At 72.6% G+C, this 17598-nt stretch carries 12 protein-coding genes; 1 reads left to right on the forward strand and 11 read right to left on the reverse strand.

Annotation, left to right across the window (positions count from 1 at the left end; genetic code table 11):
* Positions 1 to 9 precede the first annotated feature (9 nt).
* Genes IE313_RS32630 through IE313_RS32655 form a run of 6 tightly spaced genes read right to left on the reverse strand, consistent with a single transcriptional unit; the run spans position 10 to position 10191 of the window.
* Positions 10 to 834, reverse strand: coding sequence for a methyltransferase domain-containing protein (locus IE313_RS32630; protein ID WP_189938657.1), 825 nt, complete (start codon positions 832 to 834; stop codon positions 10 to 12).
* Positions 831 to 6245, reverse strand: coding sequence for a non-ribosomal peptide synthetase (locus tag IE313_RS32635; protein WP_189938658.1), 5415 nt, complete (start codon positions 6243 to 6245; stop codon positions 831 to 833). Before IE313_RS32635 ends, IE313_RS32630 begins: the two co-directional genes overlap by 4 nt.
* The gene (locus IE313_RS32640; RefSeq protein ID WP_189938659.1) at positions 6242 to 7069 is read right to left on the reverse strand and encodes a class-II aminoacyl-tRNA synthetase family protein; all 828 of its coding nucleotides are present in this window, start codon (positions 7067 to 7069) and stop codon (positions 6242 to 6244) included. The genes IE313_RS32635 and IE313_RS32640 overlap by 4 nt, the downstream gene beginning before the upstream one ends.
* Entirely contained in the window at positions 7066 to 7299 is a 234-nt protein-coding gene (locus tag IE313_RS32645; RefSeq protein ID WP_189938661.1) for an acyl carrier protein, read from the reverse strand. The genes IE313_RS32640 and IE313_RS32645 overlap by 4 nt, the downstream gene beginning before the upstream one ends.
* Positions 7296 to 8192 (reverse strand): diiron oxygenase, encoded by an 897-nt coding sequence (locus tag IE313_RS32650; protein WP_189938663.1) that lies wholly within the window; start codon positions 8190 to 8192, stop codon positions 7296 to 7298. Before IE313_RS32650 ends, IE313_RS32645 begins: the two co-directional genes overlap by 4 nt.
* 13 nt (positions 8193 to 8205) lie before the next feature.
* Positions 8206 to 10191, reverse strand: coding sequence for an AMP-binding protein (locus IE313_RS32655; RefSeq protein WP_189938665.1), 1986 nt, complete (start codon positions 10189 to 10191; stop codon positions 8206 to 8208).
* A 715-nt stretch (positions 10192 to 10906) separates the two neighbouring features.
* On the opposite strand from IE313_RS32655, the gene IE313_RS32660 reads away from it, so the two are divergent.
* Positions 10907 to 11740, forward strand: a complete 834-nt coding sequence (locus IE313_RS32660) for a hypothetical protein (protein WP_189938667.1) — start codon at positions 10907 to 10909, stop codon at positions 11738 to 11740.
* Between the two features lie 117 nt (positions 11741 to 11857).
* On the opposite strand, the gene IE313_RS32665 is transcribed toward IE313_RS32660, so the two are convergent.
* The 5 genes from IE313_RS32665 to IE313_RS32685 form a co-directional block, all read right to left on the reverse strand.
* Positions 11858 to 12715: an HAD family hydrolase gene (locus IE313_RS32665; protein ID WP_189938669.1), complete on the reverse strand. Its 858-nt coding sequence runs from the start codon at positions 12713 to 12715 to the stop codon at positions 11858 to 11860.
* Positions 12716 to 12758: 43 nt separating this feature from the next.
* A complete protein-coding gene (locus tag IE313_RS32670) occupies positions 12759 to 13139 on the reverse strand; it encodes a hypothetical protein (protein WP_189938671.1) in 381 nt (126 codons plus the stop codon).
* Positions 13140 to 13175: 36 nt separating this feature from the next.
* On the reverse strand, positions 13176 to 13865 hold the full coding sequence (locus IE313_RS32675; RefSeq protein ID WP_189938673.1) for an SDR family oxidoreductase: 690 nt from the start codon (positions 13863 to 13865) through the stop codon (positions 13176 to 13178).
* A gap of 130 nt (positions 13866 to 13995) precedes the next feature.
* Positions 13996 to 14706, reverse strand: a complete 711-nt coding sequence (locus tag IE313_RS32680) for a phosphoribosylaminoimidazolesuccinocarboxamide synthase (protein WP_189938676.1) — start codon at positions 14704 to 14706, stop codon at positions 13996 to 13998.
* Between the two features lie 1159 nt (positions 14707 to 15865).
* Positions 15866 to 17071 (reverse strand): MFS transporter, encoded by a 1206-nt coding sequence (locus IE313_RS32685; protein ID WP_189938677.1) that lies wholly within the window; start codon positions 17069 to 17071, stop codon positions 15866 to 15868.
* Positions 17072 to 17598 lie beyond the last annotated feature (527 nt).

Consider the following 17598-nt stretch of genomic DNA (forward strand, 5'->3'; position numbering starts at 1 on the left):
CGCCCGGGCTCAGGCGCCGCTCGGCTTCCGGCCGCCCGCCAGCAACATCACATTCAGGTAGAACGCTTCCCGGTCGGCGAGAACGGCATCCACCGCGTCACGCACCGCCTGCCACTCCTCCTCGGGCAGCAGGCCCTGCTCGACGAAGGGTTGCAGCCGGTCCGGGTCGAACTGCGTCGCGCACCACTCGATGCCCCTGACACCGCTGTGCAGCACCGCGGCCTCCAGGTCGATGTCCTCGAACCCGGCGTGCTCGAGCAGCTTGAACAGCCGCCGTCCCACGTAGGGGTCACCACCCCGCAGGGCGTGCGCCATGGCCGTCTTCTCCAAGATGGCCTCGACGGCGGGTTTCACGGGGTACACGAGATTAGCCGCCCGGTAGTCCACATCGACGACGACCAGCCGTCCGCCCGGCCTGAGCACCCGCAGGATCTCCGCCAGCGCCTTGGCCTGGTCGGGGATGTGCTGGAGGACCAGGCGGGTGACGGCGAAGTCGAAGGAGGCGTCGGGCAGGCCGGTGTCCAGCACCGACCCCTGCACGAAGGAGACCGGGCTCTTCGCCCGGGACGGCAGGTACTCCTCGGCGTGCTTGATCAGCTCGGGGTCGATCTCCAGGCCGGTGATGGAACCGTTCGGCACCAGGGTGCTCAGCCGCTCCGTGAAGAACCCGGGGCCGCTGCCGATCTCCAGGACCTTCATCCCGTCGGCGAGGCCCAGCGCCGCCAGCGCCCGTGCCTCCTTCTCGAAGCCCAGCGTGGCGAAGCGGTAGAGGCGCTTCAGCTCGCTGGGCAGGTCACGGTGGTACTGGCCGGCCTCGTACGGTCGGGTGGTCATGCCGGTGTCCTTCCTTCCCTGGGAGTACGGTCGCGCGGCGCCCGGTGCGTCACCTGGTCGAGCGCTGCCAGGAGGCGCGCCGCCGCCACGGCCGCATGGGGCGGCCGCAGCATCGTGAAGTGGTTGCCGGGGATCGTTTCTTCGTGGACCGGGCCACGGGTGTGGGCCCGCCAGTCGGTCCGCCGGCGGTGCAGCCGGGTCTCGGCCCACCAGACGCTGAGCGGGGCCTCGACGACCGGCGGCCGGTGCCCGAGGACGAGCTGCTCGTGCTGCTGGGCGAGGTCGGCCTGACGGCGGAAGACGTCGAGCGGCACATCGTCCGAAAGCAGCCCCTGAGACCTGGCCCAGGACCGCAGCCCCGCCAGCCGCGCAGCAAGCGGCAGGCCCCGCAGCTTCTCCCGCAGCGTGTCGAGGGCCGCACCGTCCACCCGCAGGTCCGGCACGGCGCCCGCGAGCGCCACCGCCGGCACGAGCAGCGGGTCGTGCTCGTCGTCGGTGGGCACCGAGGAGTCCAGCAGCCCCACGAAGGCGACCTCCTCGCCCGCGGCCTCCAGCAGCGCGGCCACGTTGACGGCGGTGGTGCCGCCCATGGACCAGCCCATCAGGTGGTAGGGCCCGGCGGGCTGGTGGCCGCGGACCGCAGCCGCGTACTCGGCGGCCATCTCCGCCAGCGAGGTGTGCTCGTCCGCCCCCGTCTGCGCACGGGACTGCACCCCGACCAGCCCCCGGGTCCCGAGCAGGGCGCCGAGCTGCCGGTACACCATGACGTCGCCGCCCGCCGGATGGAACGCGAACAGCGGTGCGTGGACGCCCGGCGCACCGCCGCCGTGCACGGGCACCAGCAGCGGCGACCCCGGCGCCGATGTGCTCACACCGCCCCCGACCAGCGCCGCGAACCGTGCCACGGTCGGCGCCCGGAACAGCGCCGCCAGGGGCAGCCGCACCCCGAAGCGGCGCTCCGCCGCCGTCACCAGCCGGGCGGCGAGCAGCGAGTGGCCGCCCAGTGCGAAGAAGTCGTCGTGCACACCGATGCCGTCACGGCCCAGCACCTCGGCCCACACTGCGGCGACGGCCGCCTCCAACGGGGTGCGGGGCGCGGTGAAGCGGGTGGCGGCCGCTGCCTGCCGGGGCTCCGGCAGTGCACGGCGGTCCAACTTGCCGTTGGCGGTGGTCGGCAGCCGCGGCAGCACCAGCACCGCAGAAGGCACCATGTGCTCGGGCAGCCACCGCCCGGCGTGCGCCTTGAGCTCCGCTGCGTCGGGCGGGTCGCCGGTGGGCACCACGTAGGCCGCGAGCCGCCCGTCCCACACCCCGGCAGCGGCGGCCGAGACCGCCGGATGCGAGGTGAGCGCGGCCTCGACCTCTCCCAGCTCGACCCGGAACCCGCGCAGCTTGACCTGCCCGTCGATGCGGCCCAGGTACTCCAGCGCACCGTTCGGCAGGTGGCGCACCAGGTCGCCCGTGCGGTACAGCCGCTCGCCCGGCCCGGCGCCCGGCAGCGGACTCGGCACGAAGCGCTCCGCGGTCAGCCCGGGCCGTCCCAGGTAGCCGGTGGCGAGCTGGACGCCGCCGATGTGCAGCTCCCCCGGGATGCCGGGCGGCAGGAGCTGGAGGCGCTCGTCGAGCACGTGCAGCGCGGTGTTGGCGACCGGCCGCCCGATCGGCACCACCGCGGTGTCCGCCGCGGTGCGCTCCACCGCCCAGTACGACACGTCCACGCCGGCCTCGGTCGGCCCGTACAGATTGTGCAGCTCCGCGGGGAGGGTGTCGTTGAACCGCCGCACCACGTCCGGCGGCAGGGCCTCACCGCTGCACACCACTCGGGTGATCCCCGTGCACGTGCGGACGTCCGGCGCCTCCAGGAAGACCCGGAGCATGGACGGTACGAAGTGCAGCGTGGTGATGCCCTCGCGGTTGACCACGTCCACCAGGTACGCCGGGTCCTTGTGCCCGTCCGGGCGGGCCACGACCAGGCGGGCCCCGGTCATCAGCGGCCAGAAGAACTCCCAGACCGAGACGTCGAACGTGTACGGAGTCTTCTGCAGCACCCGGTCGGCGGCGGTGAGGCCGTACTCCTCCTGCATCCACAGCAGGCGGTTGACGATGGCGCGGTGGGTGAGCACCGCGCACTTGGGCGTGCCCGTGGAGCCGGACGTGTAGATGGCGTAGGCGGGATCCCCGGGGCCCGCGCCGCGGTACTCGCCGTGCTCGGGCGGCTCGTCCGCCGTGTCCCTGGTGAGCAGGTCGGCGGCGGGCACCGGCAGGACCCGTGCCGGTGTTCCGGGCAGCCGCTCCACGAGCGCGGGCCGGCTGAGGACCAGGCCCACGCCGGCGTCCCCGAGCATGAACCGCAGCCGGTCCGGCGGATGGGCCGGGTCCAGCGGGAGGTAGGCACCGCCCGCTTTGAGCACCGCGAGCAGCGCGACGACCAGCTCCAGGGAACGCTCCATGAACACCCCGACCACCGTCCCGGCCGCCCCGGCCCCCTCGCGCAGGAGCCGCCGGGCCAGCCGGCCGGCCGCCGCGTCCAGCTCGGCGTAGCTCAGCCGGCGGTCCTCGAAGACGACGGCCACGGCGTCCGGGGTGCGGCGGGCCTGCCGCGCCACCAGGACGTGCAGCGGGGCGGTCAGGTCGTAGGCGCGCGCGGTGTCGTTGAGACCGGCCAGGTACCGCAGCTCGTCGGCCGAGAGCAGCGGAGCGCGGTCCACCGGTCGCCCGGGGTCGTCGAGCAGGCCGTCGAGCAGGTTGAGGTAGTGCCCGACGGTGCGGCGGCGCTGGTCCTCGTCGAAGTGGCCCTCGTTGAAGTCGAAGTCCAGGACGTAGCGGCCCTCGCCGGCGAAGTCCCGCACCTGGAGGGCGAGCCGGTCACGGGAGTGCCCCGTGCCGATGATCTCCGCTTCCACCGGGCCGCCGAAACCGCTGAACGCGGCGTTCTGGTAGTTGAGGTAGACGTCGTACACGGGAGCGTGCGCCGGATTGCGCACCGGGTGGTCCTGGTACCGCGCCGCCTGGAGGAAGCCGCGCTGCACCTTGCGGGCCAGAGTTCGGAAGTCCTCGTCGCCGTCGAACTCCACCTCCAGCGGCAGTACGTTCATGAACAGCCCGAAGGTGTCCCGGAAGGCTGCGGGACGGCCCGCGAAGGGGGTGCCGACCCGGACGAGGCGCGGTGCGCCCAGCCGCCGCAGAAGCGCGAAGAGCGCGGCGCCGAAGACGGTGGCCTCGGTGGTGAACCCCTCCGCGCGTGCGAAGGCGGCGATCCTCGCGCTGCGTCCTGCGCCGAGGTCCCGGCTGATCCGGACGGTCCTGGTGGTGCCGGCGGCGCTCTCGCGGCCGTAGAAGCCAAGCCGGCCGGCCGGCCGGGCAAGGCGCTCCTCCCAGTGGCGTTTCGCCCGCCGGTACGCGGGTGTGGCGCGCCGCTCCCGCTCGTGGCGGGCGTACTCCTCGAACGACGGCGGGCGCGGCGCGTCGGGCCGTCCGGTGCCGTCCTGCTCGTAGTACTCGCTAAGCCGGCGCAGCAGCAGCGACATCGACCAGGCGTCGCTCATCGAGTGGTGCACGTGCACGTACCAGGCGACCCGTCCACGGCCCAGGGTGAGGAGCGCGGAGTCGAAGACCCGTTCGCCGAGGTCGAGGTCCGGGGTGCTGCGCCGCACCGCCCAGTCGCGCGCCGCGGCCCGCGGCTGCGGCGCGCCGGAGAGGTCGACCCGGTCGAGGGGCGCCGGCATGTGGGCGCGGACCCGCAGGTACGGCACGCCGTCGGTCTCGTGCAGGGTGCTCCGCAGGGCGTCGGTGTGGTCGACCAGCCGCTGCCAGGCCCGGTGGAACCGGTCGGCGTCGACGTCCGCCCGGATGGTGAACAGCGCGGTGACGTACTCGTAGTACAGCCGCACGCCGGGGGTCAGCTCCCTGCCGAAGTACAGCAGTAGCTGGCTCTCCGTGAGGTTGGACTCCACCGTGCGTCCCTCGGCGGCGAGAGCACCGGCCGAGCGCAGGGGGGTCGCGGGGGCGGCCACCGTCTGGTCCAGCACCGCACGGAACGTCTCCGTCCACCGCGCGGCGCTCGCCGGCTCGAACAGGTCGGTGTTGTACTCGAAGCAGCCGCGCAGTCCCTCGCCGTCCTCCCACATGTGCAGGCTCAGGTCGAGGGGTGAGACCCCGAGGTCGATCTCGTCCGGGGCGAGCGGACGCACCGCGAGCGCGCCGGCGCGCCGCGTGCGGACGGGCACCGGCTGGAACGCGAAAGCGACCTGGCGCAGCAGGGGCCTGTCCGGGTGGCGCGGCGGGTTCAGGGCGTGGACCAGCCGATCGAACGGTGTGTCCTGGTGGGCCAGGCCGCCGCGCACCACCGCGTCCGTCAGCCGGGCCGCGTCGGCGAGGGTGTCCGCCGCCGACAGGTCGATCCGCAGGGCGAGCGTGTTGACGAAGAAGCCGATCAGCCCTTCCGCCGCGGGCGTGGTCCGTCCGGACACCGGCGCCCCGATGACCAGGTCGTCCTGCCCGGTCAGCCTGCCGAGCGCGACCGCGAGTGCGGTGAGCAGCCGGCTGTAGACGGTGGTGCCGGTGTCCTGCGCCGCCTTCCGCACGGCCGCTGACAGGTCGCCGGACAGGGCGAAGCCGTGCCGGCGGCCGTTTGTGGTGTGGGTGGCAGGACGCGGTCGGTCGGTGGGCAGTGCCAGCACCGGCAGCTCTGTGCCGAGCAGCTTCGTCCAGTGGGCCAGCCGCTCCGCCGGTGCCTCGTCCTGGCCCACCACCGCACGGTAGGGCCGGTGCAGGGGCGGCAGCGGCGAGGGGCGGCCCGCCGAGAACGCCTCGTACAGCGCTGTGAACTCCTCGGTGAACACCCCGAAGGACCAGCCGTCGGCGACCAGGTGGTGGGCAGCGAGCACCAGCAGGTGCCGCTCGTCGGCGAGCCGTACCAGCAGGAACCGCGCGAGAGGCCCCCGCTCCAGGTCGAAAGGCCGCCGCCCCGCCCGTACGGCAAGCTCCACGGCGCGCGGGTCCCGTTCGCCGTCGGGCAGCGCCCGCAGGTCGGCCAGCGGCACGTCGACGGTCCTCGGCGGGGCGATGTGCTGGACGGGGGTGCCGTCGACCGCGGGGAACGCGGTGCGCAGCGGCTCGTGTCTGCGGGTGATCTCCGTCAGGACCCGGCCGAGCGCGTCCGCGTCCAGCGGGCCGTCCAGGGCCAGTCCGGCGACGAGGTGGTGGGCGGGGCTGCCCGGATCGAGCGACTGCAGCAGCCACAGGCGGGCCTGGGCGGGTGCGACGGGCACCGGGCCCGTCGGCGCGGGGGACTCGGGACCGGGCTGGGGGACGGACCCGGAGCCGGGCTCGGGGCCGGCCGCCAGCCTGCTCATCAGCCGTGCCCGCTGCTGGGGGCTCAGCGAGGCGAGACGCGCGAGTATGTCGCTCATGCGGTCTGCTCCCGCACCACCGCGAGTGCCGCCCCGGCGCTGCCGTGGGTCTCCAGCAGTGCCGCGATCCAGCGCTCCAGGCCGAAGGCGACGCAGCCGGAGTAGGCGCTGCCGCCGTCGGGCAGCGTGATGCCGCACCGCTCGCCGAAGAAGTTGCGGTGGAAGTTGACCGAGGCGATGGCGAGCGAGCCGTCGTGGACGAACTCCTCCTTCACGGGGAAGAGCCGCTGGAGCAGGGCCCGCCCGCCGTCCGGTGCGAAGAACGGGTCGCCGGCCGGCTGGATGTCCGGGCCGAGGCCCAGGGAGCGGGCGAAGCCGAGCACCTTCGGCTTGAACGCGGCCACGTGCTCCTGCACCGCCTCGCGCGGGCCCACGCACACGATCTCCCGCATGGTGAAGCCCCGCAGCCTGCGCAGTCCGTCGTACTCGGTCTCGTTGCGGAAGCACTGCGCGACCGTGGTGACGTAGCGGGGCCCGTCGAGCCGGGTGCCGCGGTGGTGCAGGTAGACGTTGTAGCAGGCGGCGGAGGCCAGCCCCCACCCGCTGTCCGCGAGCCGCTCCGCCGGCACCGTCGCACCCTGCTTGACCGGGTCGCCCGCGGTGTGGGCACGCAGCGCCGAGGTCATCAGCACCAGGTGCGGGAAGTTCTCGAAGTAGTCGAACTCCGCCAGGTCGGCGGTGCTGATCAGCGGCGGGAACAGCATGGACGCCGCCCCGCACTCCGCGGCCCAGCCCAGGACGTGCCCGTCCAGCAGCGCCCGCACCTCCACCAACTCGGGGCCGAGGGTGGCGAGGCCGTGCCGGGCGCTGAACGCCCCGCTCACCGCCCCGCCCCCGCAAGGACCCGGTCGCGTATGCCGCGCAGGGTGCGGAACGCCACCACGCTCTCCTGGCCGAGGTCGAGTTCACGACCGGCCAGCTCCTCCAGGAAGAGCAGGAACTCCGGGAACCCGAGCGAGTCGATGAGCCGGCTGTCGATGAGGTCCTCGTCGAGACCGATGTCGGTGACACCGTCATTGCGCGCGAGCAGCCAGGACCGTACCTCGTCGATCACGTTGACTCCCTTGGTTGTTCCGTCGCGAACGGAGGCCTGGTGATGATCTTGCTGCTGAGCAGGAAGCGGGTGATCCGCTTGAGGAACGCCTCGTGGCGGGCCACCCGCGCCGGGTCGGCGAGCACCTCGTTGCGCAGCCCGTAGGGGTCGGCGAGGCCCGCGTCCCGGTAGGCGGCCGGGTTGTACAGCGACTGGATGCTGCCGGTCATGTAGCGGCGCAGATAGGTGTCCAGACGGTCGAGCAGCTCGGCGTCGCCGCGCTCGACCAGCGGCCGGTACAGGTGCTCCACGAGCTTGCGGCCCATGACGATGTGGCGCCACTCGTCGTCGTGGTGTGCCCGGTTGATGTCGACCATGAGCGGATGCAGCGTCTCGTCGCGGCCCATGCGGATGTTGAAGTGGTCGACGATCTCCTCGAAGATCAGGATCCGGGCGAACACCAGGAAGCTCGCGACCTGCGGGTCCTGGCTGTCGTCCCCGATGCGCAGCGTCCTGTCCGGGTAGATCTTCCCCGCGTAGCGCAGGCAGAACTGCGCGAAGAACCACATGTGGCCGTTCTCCTCGCCGAGGAAGCGGTGGAAGAACTCGGAGGGGACCTCGAAGCCGGGCGTGTGGATCCGGCGGGTGACCTCCATCAGCAGCTCGCGGATGCCGTGGATGTTGAGGCTGAAGAAGTTGACGCACTCCCATTTGCTGAGCGCCATCAACCGCTCGGTCCCGAGCCGCTCCCCGAGCGCCGTTCCGGCGACCGACAGCAGGTCGGGCGACATCCACCACTGCTCGTCGGCCAGCTCGTCGACCCAGTCGAAGCGCGTGTACGGGCTGTAGTGGTGGTCGGTGGCGTCGGCGACCAGGTGGTCGAGGGTCTCCGCTATGGAGTCGGTGGCGGTCATGCACGGCCCCCTTTCAGTTGGTTTCGAGGTCGGCGAACAGCTCACGGACCCGGTCCGGGTCGGCCGCCAGCGGGCGCTCGCCGATCAGGGCCGCCAGCGCGGCGACCGTGGGTGCTTCGAAGACGTCGCCGAGCTCGATCCGGACGGGAAGCTCGGCCCGGATGCGCGCAACGAGCCGGGTGAGGAGGAGGGACTGCCCGCCGGACGCGAAGAACTCGTCGTGGACGCCGACCCGCTCGACCCCGAGCAGCTCCGCCCAGATGCCCGCGATCAGCTCCTCCACGGGTGTGCGCGGCGGCGCGTAGCCGCCCGGTGTGCCGTCCCCGGCCCGCCAGGCGGCCACCTTCTTCAGCGTCCCTTCGAGATAGGCCGCGCGGGTCGCCCGACGCTGGATCTTGCCGCTGGACGTCTTCGGGATGCCGCGCGCCTCGATGAGCACGAGTTCGTGCACGTCCACCTCGCACTCCTCGCGCAGCGCGCGCCGCACGGCCACCGCCACCTCGTCGGCGTCGGCTCCGGCGGTGACCTCCTGCACGAGGACCAGCCCCTCCTCGTCGCCGACCGGTACGGAGAAGGCGGCACCGCAGCCGGGGCGGGCCGCGGGGTGGCTCTGCTCGGCGGCCAGTTCGACGTCCTGCGGGTGCACGTTCCGCCCGCGCAGCACGATCAGGTCCTTGATCCGTCCCGTCACCACCAGGCGGCCCGCCTCGTCCAGGCAGCCCAGGTCACCGGTGCGCAGATAGCGCCGCTCGTCGCCGGGCAGCCGGGCGCCGAACAGGGCCTCGGTCTCGGTGGGCCGCCCCCAGTACCCTTCGGCGACGCTCGGTCCCGACAGCCACACCTCCCCGGTCCTGCCGCGCTCCGCCGGCTCCAGCGAGGCGGTGTCGACGACGACGAGGTGCTGATCGCCGATGACCGGGCCGCAGGCGACCCGGGTCGTGCCGTCGAGTTCCACCAGCGCCGGGGGCAGGCCCGCGGCATCCGCGGTCACCAGCAGGGTGGCCTCGGCCAGGCCGTAGCTGGGGCGGAACGTTTCACGGCGGAATCCGGCCACCGCGAAAGCCCTGGTGAACCGCTCCAGGGTCTCGGCGCGCACCGGCTCCGCGCCGTTGACCGCCACCCGCCAGGACGACAGGTCGAGTGCGGCACGCTGCTCCGGCGTGGTCTTGCGCAGGCAGAGTTCGTAGGCGAAGTTCGGTGCCGCGCTGACCGTGCCCCGGTGGCGCGAGAGGGCGCTCAGCCAGCGGTGGGGCTTCTCCAGGAAGTGCAGCGGCGACATCAGGACGGCCGGGAAGCCGCCGTGGAGCGGTTCGAGGATCGAACCGATCAGCCCCATGTCGTGGTACGGCGGCAGCCAGCTCACCGCCACGTTGCCGGTGGTGCCCTCGAACCACCGGTGCATCAGGCCGAGGTTGTGCATCAGTTGGACGTGCGTCAGCATCACGCCGCGCGGGTCACGCGTGGAACCCGAGGTGTACTGGAGGAACGCCAGGTCGCCCGGCTGCACGGCGGGCAGGGCCCCCGTCGCGTCCTGACCGGGCCCGGGGGACTCGGCGTCGGCCCCGGTACCCGGCGTGTCGACGGCGAGCCAGCGCAGCCCCGGGTCCAGCAGGGGCCCGGCCAGGGAGAGCAGCCCCTGCGTGGTGAGCGCGACAGCCGCCCCGGCATCGGCCACGACGGCCGACAGCCGGCGCAGCCCCCGCTCGCCCTGCGGCGGATACGCGGGCACGGCAGCCACCCCTGCGTACAGGCAGCCGAAGAACGCACTGATGTAGTCCAGGCCGGGCGGGAAGAGCAGCAGCGCGGGCCGGCCGGCCGCGCCGGACGCCAGCAGCCGGCCGGCTGTCCGCCGCGCCCGGCGGTCGAGTTCGGCGTAGCCGATGCGGCTCTCGTGGCGTTCACCGTCCTCCAGAAACACGTACGCCGTTGACTCCGGCGTACTCGCCGCACGATGGCGCAGTAATTCGACGAGTGTGGCCGGAGCGGAGGTAACAGGCATGCTCAGTCCTTCTATTGGTCAACCTGCATACGCCACCGATATCCCCCCGGACGGTCGGCTCAGCACGGTCGCCCAGCCGATATCACCGACGGTGCGGTAAAGAGCCGCCGGCGGCAGGCGTTTGATGACTGCCGTCTCGAAGGACGCAGTCGGCAGTGTTCATGTGAGCACAAGAGTGACCGGTAGAACGAGGCGCCGGACAGAAATTCCGGGTCAACTGAAAGATATGGAGATCGCTTGAGTCGTGCGCTTGGACCTGTACTCCGTACATCGCACGGCCCGGTGACCGGGCCGGCGGGCCGGTGCGCGGCAGAAGCGGATTGCGGCCCCCCGAGCCGGGCACTCCGGCCGACCGGCCGGGTGACCCAACCCACACCCGGTCGTCCGCGTCCCACAGGCGCAACCCTCCCGCACGCTCTGGATCCTGCGTGTTCCACCCGGCTACGATCAACCGCCCGAGGGGTTCGTGAAGACGCACGGCGACAATACGAAGGGGTGACGGGTGAGACCTGTACCCGAAAGATCCGGTGAGCCGCCGCAGTCAGTGGATATCGATCTCTACACAGCACTGCTGCTTAGGGGTTCGACCCGTTACGATGAGGTGCTGGAGGATTCGACGGCCGTCACGGGTGGCCCGCAGGCGTTACAGGCAGCGCTGAGGCGGCTCGTCGACCGGGGATTACTCAGCGCCTCCGGACCCGAAGGGCGCGAATACGTGCCCGTGAATCCGGAGGCGGCGGAAAGCCTGCTGGCAACCGAGTTCCTGGGCCAGGCCTATCGGACCGCGGTATGCCTGCTCAAGATGCGTGAAGAACTCGCACCGGCCATTGCCGCACACCAGGACCGCAACCCGCGAACCGGTGACGGCTATACCGTGCACAAGGGCATTGCCGACATCAGGGCCGCCATCAGGTTGTCGGTACGGGAATGCCAGAGGGAGATCGTGGCCTTCCAGGCCGGCGGCGCCCGCCGCGCCGACGACCTGGCCGACGCCCAGCCGGACACCGTGGAGTTGCTGGACCGCGGCGTCGAGATGAAGGTGATCTACCAGCACAGCGCCCGCTCCAACGCCGCCGTGCGCCGGTACGTGCGCACGGCCCAGGAGCACGGAGCTCAGGTGCGCAGCCTCGACGAGAGCTTCGAGAGCGCCCTCGTCTTCGACCGGCAGGTGGCGTTCGTGCCCAGTGCCGGGGACCGCGGCACCGTCGTCGAGCTCCGGCTCCCACCCGTCGTGTCCTTCCTGACCGGCCTCTTCGAGCGGCACTGGCGCCGGGCCCGCCCCTTCACACCGCCCGGTCGCGACAGCGGAACGCTCCAGATCACCGACGAACTCGAACTGGCGATCATGCGCTATGTGGTCGCCGGCGAGAAGGATTCGGTGACCGCTCAGCACCTTGGCATCAGCGTCCGGCGCTGCCAGGACTACATCGCCCGCATGTCGCGCCGGCTCGGCAGCAGGAGCCGGGCCCAACTCGGCTACCTGATCGCCAAGTCGGGCGTTCTCGACCGCGAACCCCCGAGCCGGTGTCAGGTCCTCGAACCCGTCTGAGACGGCCGCGAGGCCGACAGCCGGTCGTCGCACCCGCCTCCCGGCCCGTTTCCGGGCCGCGCTTGCGGGTCCCGCCCCGAGCCGCGGCCCCGAGCCCCGGTCCAGGCGCGCCTGGCCCTAGCCGCGTGTCACGGGATGCTCCGTGCCGGGGGCGTGCCCGTCGGGATCCGGCCCCGTGAGCAGCAGGTCCACGAGCGCGGCCACCGCGTCGTCGTCGTTGGAGGGCAGCACCAGGTCGGCGGCGCGGCGCACCTCCTCGGGCGCGTTGGCGGGAGCGGCGGCGGTACCGGCGGCGCTGAGCATGGCGAGGTCGTTCAGCCCGTCGCCGACCGCCACCGCGTCGCGGGGCTTCAGCCCGAGGCCGGCGCAGATCCGGGCGAGCGCGTCCTGCTTGGTGGCGCCGCGCGGGCCGAGTTCGGCGAACCGCCCACCCGAGGCGGTGGCCACCGCACGGTCGCCGACCGCGCGCTGCAACCCGCTCACGAGCGCGGCGTCGCAGGCCGTGCCGGTGCGGACGAGGATCTTCGAGACGGGCTCGCCCAGCGCCGCCACGGCGGGCCAGTCGCACACCGCCACGTCGTTCCAGTACCGGGCCTCCGCCACCGGGAACGGGTCGACGAGCACCGTGCGCCCGGTGAGGTCCAGCGCGAACGACCACGCGGGGCCGGCCTCCCGCACCGCGGCCATGAGCCGTGCCGCCTGCCGCGGCGCGAAGCCGCCCAGCCGCACGGGCACGGGGGAGGCGGGGCGGAACAGCAGGGCGCCGTTGCTGTGCGCCCAGTGGGCCGAGGCCGGTACCCGGGCCAGCACGTCCGGCGGTACGTCACGCCGCGGCCGCGCGGTGATGACGGCGACCGCGATGCCCGCCGCCGCGGCCCGGTGCAGGGCCGCGGAGACGGTGCCGGTCAGCTCTCCCGCCGAGGTCAGCAGGGTGCCGTCGAGATCACAGGCGAGCAGTCGCCGGTAGCCGCTCATCCGGGCCCGGCCGATTCGGCGGCGCACCTGCCGGTCACGGCCGTCACGACGCCTCCGCCTCCGCCACGAAGCGCAGCGAGAGGCTGGCGACGCCCTCCGCGGTCATGCAGAGGTCGACGTCCGCGGTGCCTCTTCGTTCGCGTACCGGGCGTTCGTCGGTGAGCGGTATCCACAGCCAGCCGCTGTCCAGCCATGCGTGCCCGACGATCTGGCCGTCCTGGGCGGCCGGGATGGCGGGCACGACCTGCTGCGGCAGGTCCGGTACGTCGACGGCGCAGGTGCGGCCGTCGGGAGCGAAGCTCACCCAGGCCACGGTGCGGAATCCGAGGCGGGTGACCGCGGACCCGTCCCCGGTCGGCAGCAGCGCGGCCCGCAGCGAGCCGGTGCTCTCGTTCCACTCGGACACGGGGGTGTGCGACGCCATGACAACACTCCTGTCGGTAGCAGGTCTTGCTCCGTTTCACACGTGCTGCAGACGATCGATTCCGATCGCCGGCGGGGTGCCGAGCCGTGCGGGTCGCAGCTCGACCTCCCCGAGTACGGTGTCCGCGGGGGCCGAAGCGACCCAGGACACCACGGCGGCCACCGACTCGACGCTCATCTTCTGATCGGAGAAGTCGTCGTCGAGATTGCTGATGGCGCCCGGATTGAGCAGGGTCGTCCGTACGCCGTGCGGCCGCTCCTCCATGAGCAGCACCTCGGCGACGGAGCGCAGTGCGGCCTTGGTCGCGCAGTAGGCAAGGCCGCCCTCGAAGGCGCGCTCACCTGCGTGCGAGCCCATCAGGACGATATGGCCGCCCGCGGCGCGCAGCAGCGGCAGCGCGGCCTGGATGATGCGGACGTTGGCGGTGAGGTTGACCGCCACGGCCGTGTCCCAGTCGCGCGGGCTGAGTTCGCCGACGGTGCCGAGACTGCGGGTCACCGCGTTCAGCACCAGCAGGTCGAGCCCGGGCGCGCCGTCCAGCACGGCGCGCGCGCCGTCGAACGCGGCCTGGCCGTCGCCGAGGTCGGCCGTCACCGGGTCGGTGTGGTCGTCACAGGAGCGCCGGTTGAGGCAGCGTACGGTGTAGCCGTCCTTGCCGAGCCGCTCGCGAATGGCGCGGCCGGTGCCCCGGTTTGCGCCGGTGACCAGGGCGATGCGGTCGGGCACGGCCCCGGGCCCCGGGTCCGGTGGCCCCTGCGGCTCGTGGGCGGCCCCCGGCCCCGCGCCCGACGCGGCCCCGGGTGCGCCTGTGGGCGCGGGCCGCGGCGTGGCAGTCGGTGCGGGCCGTGGTGCGGGCTCAGGCATGGGTGATGATCCGCATCAGCTCGGTCCACCGGCCGAGGATGTCCTCGCGTTCGGCGCCCTGGCGGAACATGTCCTTGTCGTAACTGGTGCCGTCGGCCGAGCGCAGCCGCATGCAGTCGGGGGAGATCTCCGAGTTGATCACGACGCCGTGTTCCTCGTCGTCGGCGATGACCAGACAGAAATCCCACAGATCCAGTGGGCTCAGGAGATTCCGCAGCAGGGCATTGCACCGCAGTGCCGCGTTCCGGTATTGCTCGACGTCGACGCCGAGCAGCCGGAGATAGTCCTCGCCTATGGGCTGGTCCTCGGGGTCGGTGCGGTAGTCGAATTTCACCACCGGCCGCTCGAATACCTGCCCCTCCGTGAAGAGCCCCGGGTATTTGCGCATCGTGGAACCGGTCGCGCGATTCTTGACGATGACCTCGAAGGGCGGTGCCGGGCGGTAGTCGGCCAGATAGCTGATGGGTCCGAGGCGCTCACGGAAGACGGTGTGGACGCCGTCCTGCGCCAGTCGGCCAGAGACGTACTCGAAGAAGTCGAGGCGGAGTTCCGCGGTGCCGTCCATGAGCTCGTCGCGGTCATAGGTGAAGCTGCGCAGCGAGGGGATCATCTCGACCACGCAGGCGCCCGGCCCCGCGAACCAGACCTTCTTGCTGCGGCCCTGGATGTCGGGCTCCCGAGCGGATACATCCGTGTACGTCACTCGCGTTCACTCCTTACGTGTGCGCGTGGCCGCTGTCAGGCGCGGATGCGGCGGCCACAGACAGGTGAAGCGGTGGAGCAGGCCGGCTCCGCGGGCGCGGAGACGGGGCCGGTTCCGGGTCGGAGCCGGCATGGTGGTGGACGGTTGCGGCGGCGGGTCCTGCCGGGTGGCGGACACCGCAACATGTGCGGGTCCGGCTCCCGTGCTTGCGGCAGCGGGAGCCGGTGCGGGAGGCCGGTGGGCTTCCGCACCGGGCGGCGGGCCTGCGAAGGCCCGACGGCACGGGGGAGCCCCGGTGCCGCACGGCGGGCGCGGGCGACGGGCTCGTGCGCCGCTCCGTTCCATGACGTGGATACGGGTACGGGCACGGGCGCGGGGAAGGGGAAACGGTGCCTCACCGGGGTCGGGGGCCAGGGGGCCCCTCCCGCGGGTCCCGTCTCCCGGCCCCCTGTGCGCGGGGCGGGTGCGAGGGGCCGGGGCTCGCCCGGGTGCACGTCCCGCCGGCCTGCCACCGGGCGCCCCGGCACCGATGCCTGCGCGGCGCCGGACGCCGTTTTCCGGGAGACGCGGTCGAAGGGGACGCCATGAAATGTGGAAAGCCCGACCGGAGCCATGCGTTCCGTACCGACGGAAATTCCTCGGCATGCCGGCGGCCCGTGGCCTCTTCGCCGTTTTTCGGTTCGTAATCGGCCGGCACTTCGGCAGGGGAGCTTGTCACCACGGATACGTCCCCCCTGCTGCTGTACCGATAATGGCGTCAATCACTCGACGACGACGGTAGTGATGCGACCACTGATCGTCAACCATCGTGACTCTGGCCGGAAACGCTGTGGTGGTGGCTGAAAATGGCTACACCTCGGCCGCTTTTCGGTCTTTCTCCTGTACGGACCAGGGATCGTCGGCACGCCGAGGTGATTGCCTGCCGGTGAGAAGCAGTTGAACGGGGTCGCCGGTTGAACTCGTGCCACCGGTCGAATGAACGAGCCGCCGGTGGCGAGGGCTGTCCCGTAGTCCCCGGCGGGCTCCCGACGCCGGCTACGGCCACTCGCCGCGTTGTCGGGATCGCCCGCGTACGACCCGGTACGAGGACGACCCTCCGCCTTGCGATTGACCGCAACTGACGCCGCTCGCCGATCCACGGGCGATTACGGGACAGCCCTCAGGCGGCGTCGGCGACCGGCGGTCGGTGCGGCTGGGCCACGGGTGCTGCGGCCAGTTTCCGCTGGCCCGCGAGCACGATGAGCAGGGTGGTCGCCACGCCCAGGGCACCGCAGGAGGCCGCCCAGTGCTCGTCGGCCCCCTGGAGCACCGCTCCCGTGGCGGCGGAGCCCAGGGAGGTGCCGGTGGCGAAGAGGGTGACCAGCCAGGCGAACGCCTCGGTGGTGGTACCGGGCGGCGCGAGTTCGCCCACCAGGGTGAAGGCGACGGTGAGCAGGGGCGCGAGGAACATGCCGGTCGCCAGCATCAGCGGCACCATGTACGGCGGCGCAGGCAGCAGGATCAGCAGCGTGTACCCGACGACCAGGCCCGCGGCGAACGCCAGGGCCCTGCGCGGCGCAGGGAGCGTCCACTTCATGGCGCCGTACACCAGGGCACCGATGAGGGCCCCCGCGGAGTTCAGGGCCAGCAGGGTGGGCGAGCCGCCCCAGATGTGCCGGTTCTCGGCGTAGTGCACCGCCAGGATGTTGAGGGTGCCGATCGCGAAGCCCATGCCGATCATGCCGGCCAGCAGGATCGCGAGCCCGGGGCTGCGCAGCGGGCCGAGCCAGTGGGTGGACCTGGCCTCCGCCCTCCAGCGCCGGGAGGGCGCCGCGGTGGCCACGACCAGGACGCCGACGACACCGAGCAGCGCCTCGGCCCACAGCACCGAGGTGGGCGAGGCCACGGCGATACAGGCCGCCACCACCAACGGGCCCGTGACGAAGATGAGTTCCTGGGCACTGGAGTCGAGCGCGTACGCGGACTCCAGATTCCGCGCGGGGACCAGATCCGGCCACAGTGCGCGCAGACAGGGCTCGATCGGGGGTGTCGCGGCGCCCGCGAGGACGGCCCCGGCGAGCACGATCGCATGCCGCCCGGGGGCGAGGGCGATGGCGGCGAAGCCGGCGCCCGAGAGGACCGCCGTCGCGGCCAGCACAGAGGTCTGCCCGATCCGGTCCACCAGCCGCCCGAGCAGCGGTGAGCCGACCGCCGACGCGATGGCGAAGGCTCCCGCGGCCGCGCCGACGAAGTCGTACGAGGCGCCGGCGTCCCTGAGTGCCAGAGGGATCGCGAGCGCGGCCATCGCCGGGGGTAACCGGCCGACCCAGCTTCCCAGCAGCAGTCGTGTCACGAAGGGGCTGCGCAGTATGTGCAGGTAGGGCATGGGGGGTACCTCGCCTCGTGCTGGACGGTGCCCGACGGAGCCCGCGTGCGGGCCGCGCGGCACGGGTGCCTTCCGTGGGGCCGGTCGGTGGGGCACGGCGCTGACGCGGTGCGCCGGCCGGGGCGCACCATGCGGACGGCTCGTCACTCATGCCGCAGGACACACCCGCACTTACGGTAGCCACGGCATCGCGGTTCGCGACGGCGAATCATCGATCTTGGCGCATTCCCACACCCTGCCATGGCGCCGGACCGGCCCCGGGCAGGTGGTCGGTGGCCGGTGGCGGGTGGCCGGTGGCGGGTCCGCCGCCCGCCCCCGCGCCGGCCACCCGGGCCGCGAACACTGGCTGACGGACCTCGCGGACGCGGACGCGGGCCGCCCGCTGCGGGGCGACCGGGAGGCCGCCCGTACAGCAGGCGGGGCACCCGTTTCTCGCGGATCACGTTCTTTCCCACGTGTGAAGTACCCGCCGACCGCAATGCCGACGATGCGCACCACCGGGGCCCGCGCGCCACCTAGCCTGACTC

The organism is Streptomyces sulfonofaciens, from assembly GCF_014656295.1.
In the GTDB taxonomy this organism is placed as follows: domain Bacteria; phylum Actinomycetota; class Actinomycetes; order Streptomycetales; family Streptomycetaceae; genus Streptomyces; species Streptomyces sulfonofaciens.

What these genes read in the sequence shown, in the direction of transcription:
- IE313_RS32650 (WP_189938663.1), bottom strand. Translation starts at nt 8,192, where the DNA reads ATGACCGCCACCGACTCCATAGCGGAGACCCTCGACCACCTGGTCGCC.
- IE313_RS32630 (WP_189938657.1), bottom strand. Translation starts at nt 834, where the DNA reads ATGACCACCCGACCGTACGAGGCCGGCCAGTACCACCGTGACCTGCCC.
- IE313_RS32655 (WP_189938665.1), bottom strand. Translation starts at nt 10,191, where the DNA reads ATGCCTGTTACCTCCGCTCCGGCCACACTCGTCGAATTACTGCGCCAT.
- IE313_RS32665 (WP_189938669.1), bottom strand. Translation starts at nt 12,715, where the DNA reads ATGAGCGGCTACCGGCGACTGCTCGCCTGTGATCTCGACGGCACCCTG.
- IE313_RS32670 (WP_189938671.1), bottom strand. Translation starts at nt 13,139, where the DNA reads ATGGCGTCGCACACCCCCGTGTCCGAGTGGAACGAGAGCACCGGCTCG.
- IE313_RS32635 (WP_189938658.1), bottom strand. Translation starts at nt 6,245, where the DNA reads ATGAGCGACATACTCGCGCGTCTCGCCTCGCTGAGCCCCCAGCAGCGG.
- IE313_RS32685 (WP_189938677.1), bottom strand. Translation starts at nt 17,071, where the DNA reads ATGCCCTACCTGCACATACTGCGCAGCCCCTTCGTGACACGACTGCTG.